Genomic DNA, 6367 nt, shown 5'->3' on the forward strand with positions numbered 1-6367 from the left:
CCCCTGGCCCGCGCCCACCACTGCCTGACCGCCACCGCCCGCCACCTGGACCGCGACCTGGCAGGCACCCGCCTCACCGTGCTGGGCGCCGGCACGGCCGGCGTGCTGATCGCCGCCCTCGCCCGGACCCTCGGCACCACGGTCACCCTCACCAACCGCAGCCCCGACCGGCTCGACTTCCTCCGCCGGCGCGACGCCGTCGCCATCCCCCTCCACCCGACGACCGAACTCCCCGCCGACACCGCCGACATCGCCGTCGTCGCCACCAGCTTCGTCCACCCCGAGGTGCTGGCCGAGGCGCTACGGCTCACCGCACCCGGCGGCCTCGTCGTCCTCTACGGCGGCACCGCACCCGGCGACGCACTCCCCGGCCTCGACTGCGACCTCGACACCGTGCGCCGCCACGAACTCGCCACCGCCGCCCGCTGGGGCACCAAACCGGTGCACATCGGCGGCAGCTACGGCACCACCCCGTCCGACTTCCCGGCCGCCGTGCGCGCCCTCACCGACTCGCCCGACCTGCGCGTCGAGCGCCTCATCAGCCACGAGACCACCCTCGCCCAACTCCCCACCCTCCTCAGGGCCCAGGCGGCCGGCCGCCCCCTGGGCAAGACGGTCGTGGTTCCGTGACGAGACCGGCGAGCGCGAGCACCGCGTCCAGGCCGCGTGGCCGGCCCGCCGCACGCTCCGCCGGCAGGAGATAGACCGGCATGCCGAGGCGCGCCGCCGCGCCGTCCTTCGCCGGGTCGTCCCCCACGAACAGTGTCCGCGCCGGCGCCACGCCCAACTCCTCGCACGCCGCGAGGAACAGTTCGGGCTCCGGCTTCACCGCGCCCCGCTCGCAGGAGAGCGCGAACGAGCCGACCAGGTCCGCCACCCCGAGCGCCGTGAACGAGGGCCTGACGTCCCAGCCGATGTTGCTCACCACGCCGAGCCGTAGCCCCGCGCCGGCCAGCCGCCGCAGCACCCCCGCCGTGTCCGGATACGCCGGCCACGACGCGGGATCCACCAGACACGCGTACACCGCGTCCGCCAGCGCGCCCGGCGCCGCGTCCGTCATCAGGCCCGTCCACACCGCGCGGTGCCGGGCCGCCGACCGGTCACACCCCTCCCGCGCGACGAGGCCGGACGGCGAGTCCACCGCCGCCAGAGCCCCCGCGATCACCCGCTCCGCTTCGGCGGGCGCCAGCGCCACCCCGCGCCGCGCCGCCTGCGCGCACACCCCGGCCGGCGTCAGCACGGCCCCGTCGTCGAAGAGGGTCCCCGCGTAGTCGAACAACACGGCGTCGAAGGCGTCGAATCGTCGAGACACCCAGGAGGCTACCCAGCCACGGCCGCCAGGAAGTCCGACACGAGCGGACCGGCCACCGCCCGGAACTCCTCGAAGTACGCGTGCCGCGCCCCCGCTATCAGCTCCACCTTCGCGTCCGGTATCCGCGAGCCGAGCAGCGGCGCGTTCGCCGCCGGGTTGAACAGGTCGTCCGTGCCGTGCACCACCAGCGTTGGCGCGCCTATCGTCGGCAGCGCGTCCCACGCGTCGTGCCCGGCGCTCGCCGCGAAGTGCCGCCGTCGCGCGAACGCCGGCATCGCCGGATCACCCACCGTCTGGAACGGCCCCCGGTGCGTCGCCAGCCACCGCGGCGTGTACATCAGCTCCAGCAGCGCCCGCCCCGCCGCCCGCTGGTCCCGCTGCGCCAGCGCCCGCCTCACCTCGGCGCCCCGCTCGTGCCCGTGCGGCCCACCCGGCGAGGTGCAGCCGAGCACCAGCGCCCCCACGCGCTCCTGGTGGTCGGCCGCCAGCCACTGCGCGACCCGGCCGCCCATCGACGTCCCGTACACGTGGGCCCGCGCCACCCCCAGCGCGTCAAGCACCGCCACCACGTCCGCCGCGAACCCCCGGGTCGTGTACGGCTCGTCCGGCTTGTCGCTCGCGCCGGTGCCCCGGTAGTCGAGCGTGATCGTCAGGTACCGCCCCTCGAAGTCCTCCCTGACCCCGTCCCACCAGTGGTGGTTGTTGGACTGCCCGGCCAGCAGCACCAGCGGCTCGCCGCCCTCGACACCCCCGGTCTGGTACGCGATGGCCACCCCGTCCCCGGCCACGGCTGTCGACTCGCTCATCACGATGCCCGACCCTAACCGACCGACGAGTTCGGCTTCCACGGCTGCTACGCCGCCGACGAGACCCGGCACAAGGACCTGTGGCAGCTACACCCGCGAGGCCTACGAGTACGCCGTCACCCACCTCCGCGCCGGCGCCGAACGCCGCCCTGGTCAACGCCTTCACCGGCCGCGACCTCCCCGCGGCGGCCGACGTCGACACCCAGCTCCGCCTGATCCACGACCACCTCATCCCGGCGCTGACCTGACAGGCCCCCCGACCCGGCGTCGGTCAGGCCAGGCCCACGTCGTGGGCGAGCAGCGCGATCTGGGTACGGCTTTCCAGGCCGAGTGTGTCCAGAATGCTGGAGACGTGGCTCTTGACCGTGGTGAGTCCCATGGCGAGCTCGCCGGTGATGTCGGCGTTCGTGCGGCCGCGTCCGATCGCCAGAGCGACTTCTCGTTCGCGGGGGTGAGGGCGGCCAGCGCGGCGCGGGCTCGCTCGTAGGCGCCGGCCTGCGTGACCGTCCGGTCCATGAGCCGCCGAGTGACGCGTCGGGACAGGACGGGGTCCCCAGCGGCAACCCGGGTGCCCTCCTCCACTCACTGCGTTTCGAGGCTGTCGTCAACGCCGTCGACGCCTTCGCCGACCGGTTCATCCCTGGCGGAACCTGATCGGAGCTCCGGTGACGAAGCCGTCGGCAACCGTGCCGACACCACGGCCGGCGGAAGTACTCGCTGGTCCCTTCTCACGTGGGCCGCTCCGTGACCGAGGCAGCGGAGTCACGCCAGGCGTCGTAGAACATCCGCATCTCGATCCAGGCGCTTCCCGTCTCGTCGTCCCCGGCGCGCATCAGCTCGTCGAGCTCCCCCAGGTCGGCCTCGCTCCACGTGCCGCGCTCCAGCACGCCCTGCCAGGCGCTCGCCGCCACGCGCCCGCTCGTCCACGGGGCGCCGTGTTGCGACTCGAGCCGGCTGAAATACCGGTTCATCGAGGCGGCGAATCGCGGATAGTCCATTCCAGCTCCTAGAACCACGGGGAGAGGCCGAAGTCGATGACGTCCTGCGGCGACAGTCTCTCGGCGCCAATGTACCAGTCCGTCGCCCCGTACAAGGTGGGGGAATTCAGGATCTGTTGGAACTCCCAGTTGGTGAATCCGCCCTCACCGTACGGTCCGTCCGCCGTGTTGGCGCGCAACGCGTCGTCGATATTCACGTAGTCGAGATTGAAGTTGATTCGGCCGCCGGAATCGATCGCATTGGCCGTCGCCTGCGCGAATCGCTCGTCGAAGGCCGGCCCGATGACGCGCCCCGACTCGTTCAGTGTCGGTGTCACCAGGCCGTCCGCGATCCAGTCACGGTTGGTTGACGCCCCGAGGCTGTCGGCGAACGGCTGGAGCAGGTCGTCTCCGTTGGGGGCGCGGTCGAGCCCGAGGGCGATGGACCGAGGCCGGTTGGCGCCCGCCGGATAGGGCGCGAGCCCCAACGGGTCGATCCTGGCGTGCGGATTGTGCGGATAGACGCTCGGATTCGGCCCGGGAGCGAGCCCCAGTGGATCCTGGGTGACATAACGCGCCGTCTCCGGGTCGTAGTACCGGTGGTAGTTGTAATGGAGGCCGGACTCGTGGTCGTGATACTGGCCGGGAAAACGCAGCGGCGTATAGGCGGAGCCGTCCGCGCTCCATGCCGTGACGCCCCAGAGGGTTCGGCGGGATTGCCAGGCGAGATTCCCCGAGGAATCCACGAGTTCGGTGGGCGTGCCGACGAGATCGGTGACGACCGCGAAGAAGCGGGCGTCGATCTCCTTCCGCGTCGAGGCGTCGCTCAGCCGCTCCGACTGGGCGATGGGCCGGCCGGCGTCGTGCTCCCAGGTGAGGGTGACGGCGTGCGCCGACTCCCGCCCGTGGGTGGTCTGTTCGACGAGGATCGGCCCGTCCCAGGTGAAGCGGGTCTCCTCCGCGACGGTCGACCGGTCGGCCGCCATCCGCTGCTTGGCGACGCGGCGCCCGAAGGGGTCGTAGCGGTACCGCCAGACGGTGCCGTCCGGGGTCACCACGGACGTCAGCCGGTCCTCGGCGTCCCACCGGTAGCGCCAGACGTTCGGCCGCCGCGAGAGCCGGGCCTTCCTGCGGGCCATGACGCGACCGGCGGTGTCGTACTCGTACCGCACCGCCCCAGCGCGGGTCAGCCGCGTCCCCATGTAGGTGCGGTCGCCCAGCGCCTCGACGTCCGAGTGGTCCTCGGGCCAGACCGCCCTGGTCTGGTTCCCGGCGGCGTCGTAGGCGTAGGTCTCCGCCCACTCCCGCGCCGACACGGCCGTCACCCGCCCGGCGGCGTCCAACTCCCAGTCCGTGTCGCCGCCGCGCCGATCGTCGGTGCGGACCAGCAGGCCGTCCGGCCGGTAGGTGTAGGCACGGCGCTGGAGGACCCCACCCGCACCGGTCAGGGTCTGTTCGGCGAGCCGACCGTCCGGTCCCCAGCTCTGGTCGAAGGTGAGGACGCCCTCGACCAGCCTGGAGGTCTCCCGCCCCACCGCGTCGCGTGCGAAGGTGATCGGATGACCCGCCGAGTCGAGCGAGGTGCGGCGACCCGCCGCGTCATAGCCGTAGACGGTCACGGCGCCCGACGGGGTGCGCCGCTCGACGCGCTGCCCCGCCGCGTCGTAGCGGAACGCCGTCGTGTGTCCGTTGACGGTCTCGGCCAGCACCCGGCCCACGGGGTCTCGCTGCCAGGCGACCTCGCAGTCCGGACCGGTGGCACGCGACATGCGACCGGCACCGTCGTAGGCGTAACGGGTGACCGCGCCGTCGACGTCCCGCGTGATCAGCCGGCCGAGGGCGTCGTAGCGGTAGCCGACCCGCTGCCCGGCCGCGTTGACGCGTGACACGGTGCGACCGACGGCATCGCGCTCGTAGACGACCCGGCGGCCGTCGAAGTCCTTCTCCGTGGTGAGTCGCCCGGCCGCGTCGTACTCGTACTCCCAGGTCAGTGCACGGGGGTTGGTGACCCTGGTCAGTCGCAGCGCCGCGTCGTGCTCGAACTCGTACCGGACGCCGTCGGGCCCGGTGCGGGCGGTGAGCAGGTCGAAGTGGCTGTACTCGTAGTGCGATTCGCCCGCGTTGGGGTCCGTGTGCCGGAGGCAGTTGCCCTCGCCGTCGTAGACCCACGACTGCGTGGCACCGTCCGGCCCGACGAGGCGCGAGATCCTGCCGTCGACGGTCCACCAGTACCGGGTCGTCGCCCCGGTCGCGTCCGTGGACTCGCTGAGTCGCCCGAACGCGTCGTGACCTCGGGTCGTTCGGTTGCCGAGGGGGTCGATGATCTCGACCGGCAACCCGGCGGCGTCGCACCGGACCGTGGTGGTCGCCCCCAGCGCGTCGGTGACGGCCGTGGGACGGCCGCGCTCGTCGAAGGCGTACCTCGTCGTGGAGCCGGCTCCGTCGGTCACGGCGACGCAGTTGCCGCGCTCGTCGTACTCACGCGACCAGGACGTTCCGTCGGTGAGCGTGATGCGGGTCGGCAGCCCGAACTTGTTGTATTCGCAGCTCTTCGTCGCGCCGTCGGGGTAGGTGACCGCGACGGGTTGGCCGGCCGCGTTGTTGACGAACCTGGTCATCTTGCCCAGGGCGTCCGTCCAGGAGCTGATGTGGCGGTGCTCGTCGTACTCGGTGCGGGTGATGTTGCCGAGCGGGTCGATCTCGGCGATCACCTGGTGGGAGTCGTCGATGACGTGGTGGCTGGTGGCGCCCTGGGCGGTGGTGAGGGTGGTGACGCGGGCGTTTGGCCAGTCGGGGTGGGTGCCGTCGTAGGCGAGGGAGACGGTGAGGTGGCCGGCTTCGCCGCCCTCCGCGACGCAGCGGTCGCGGTCGTCGTAGGTGTAGGCGTAGCGGCGGTCGTTGGTGTCGGTCCAGGAGGTGACACGGAGCCGCTGGTCGTAGGTGAACTTGAGGGGCTGACCCGCTGGGTTGAGGACGGCGGTGAGGTTGCCGTCGGTGTAGGCGTAGCGGCGGATGACCGTCTGGCCCAGCGCCAGCCCGGTGACGCGGCCGGCTTCGGTGGTGAGGGTGAGGTGGTATCCGCCGGAGTGCCGGATCGCGGTGGGCGCGCCGTCGGGGGTGTAGTCGATGTCGATGTGGTTGCCGTTGCGGTCGGATATGGCGAGGATGCGGCAGTCGCCGTCCTTGTCGGGGTGGGCGAAGTGCCGGGTGTGGCCGGTGACGGGGTTGGTGAGGGTGTAGCCGCCGTTGTGGTGGCGGGTGAGGGGCCAGCG

At 72.3% G+C, this 6367-nt stretch carries 6 protein-coding genes and 1 pseudogene; 2 read left to right on the forward strand and 5 right to left on the reverse strand.

Annotation, left to right across the window (positions count from 1 at the left end):
- Positions 1-630 (forward strand): annotated as a pseudogene (locus E1265_RS31910) (cyclitolreductase); the annotation flags it as partial.
- Here the strand turns inward: E1265_RS31910 and E1265_RS31915 are convergent.
- Together E1265_RS31915 and E1265_RS31920 are read right to left on the reverse strand one after the other, a co-directional pair.
- A complete protein-coding gene (locus tag E1265_RS31915; RefSeq protein WP_132934451.1) occupies positions 578-1312 on the reverse strand; it encodes an HAD family hydrolase in 735 nt (244 codons plus the stop codon). The pseudogene E1265_RS31910 and the gene E1265_RS31915 overlap by 53 nt on opposite strands.
- Before the next feature lie 8 nt (positions 1313-1320).
- Positions 1321-2118 carry an alpha/beta fold hydrolase gene (locus E1265_RS31920; RefSeq protein ID WP_132934452.1) on the reverse strand — a complete coding sequence of 266 codons (798 nt, stop codon included), beginning with the start codon at positions 2116-2118 and terminating at the stop codon, positions 1321-1323.
- An 80-nt stretch (positions 2119-2198) separates the two neighbouring features.
- Between E1265_RS31920 and E1265_RS38320 the strand changes: the two genes are divergently transcribed.
- Positions 2199-2366: a hypothetical protein gene (locus E1265_RS38320; RefSeq protein WP_207931290.1), complete on the forward strand. Its 168-nt coding sequence runs from the start codon at positions 2199-2201 to the stop codon at positions 2364-2366.
- Between the two features lie 23 nt (positions 2367-2389).
- On the opposite strand, the gene E1265_RS31930 is transcribed toward E1265_RS38320, so the two are convergent.
- The 3 genes from E1265_RS31930 to E1265_RS31940 all read right to left on the reverse strand — a co-directional run.
- Positions 2390-2704 carry a LuxR C-terminal-related transcriptional regulator gene (locus E1265_RS31930; RefSeq protein WP_243741257.1) on the reverse strand — a complete coding sequence of 105 codons (315 nt, stop codon included), beginning with the start codon at positions 2702-2704 and terminating at the stop codon, positions 2390-2392.
- Positions 2705-2846: 142 nt separating this feature from the next.
- Positions 2847-3116, reverse strand: a complete 270-nt coding sequence (locus E1265_RS31935; RefSeq protein ID WP_132934453.1) for a hypothetical protein — start codon at positions 3114-3116, stop codon at positions 2847-2849.
- Positions 3117-3124: 8 nt separating this feature from the next.
- Positions 3125-6367, reverse strand: a 3243-nt coding sequence (locus E1265_RS31940; protein ID WP_132934454.1) for an RHS repeat-associated core domain-containing protein, incomplete at its 5' end; no start/stop codon positions are given.

Origin of the sequence: Streptomyces sp. 8K308, assembly GCF_004348315.1 — a bacterium.
Classification (GTDB): Bacteria; Actinomycetota; Actinomycetes; order Streptomycetales; family Streptomycetaceae; genus Streptomyces.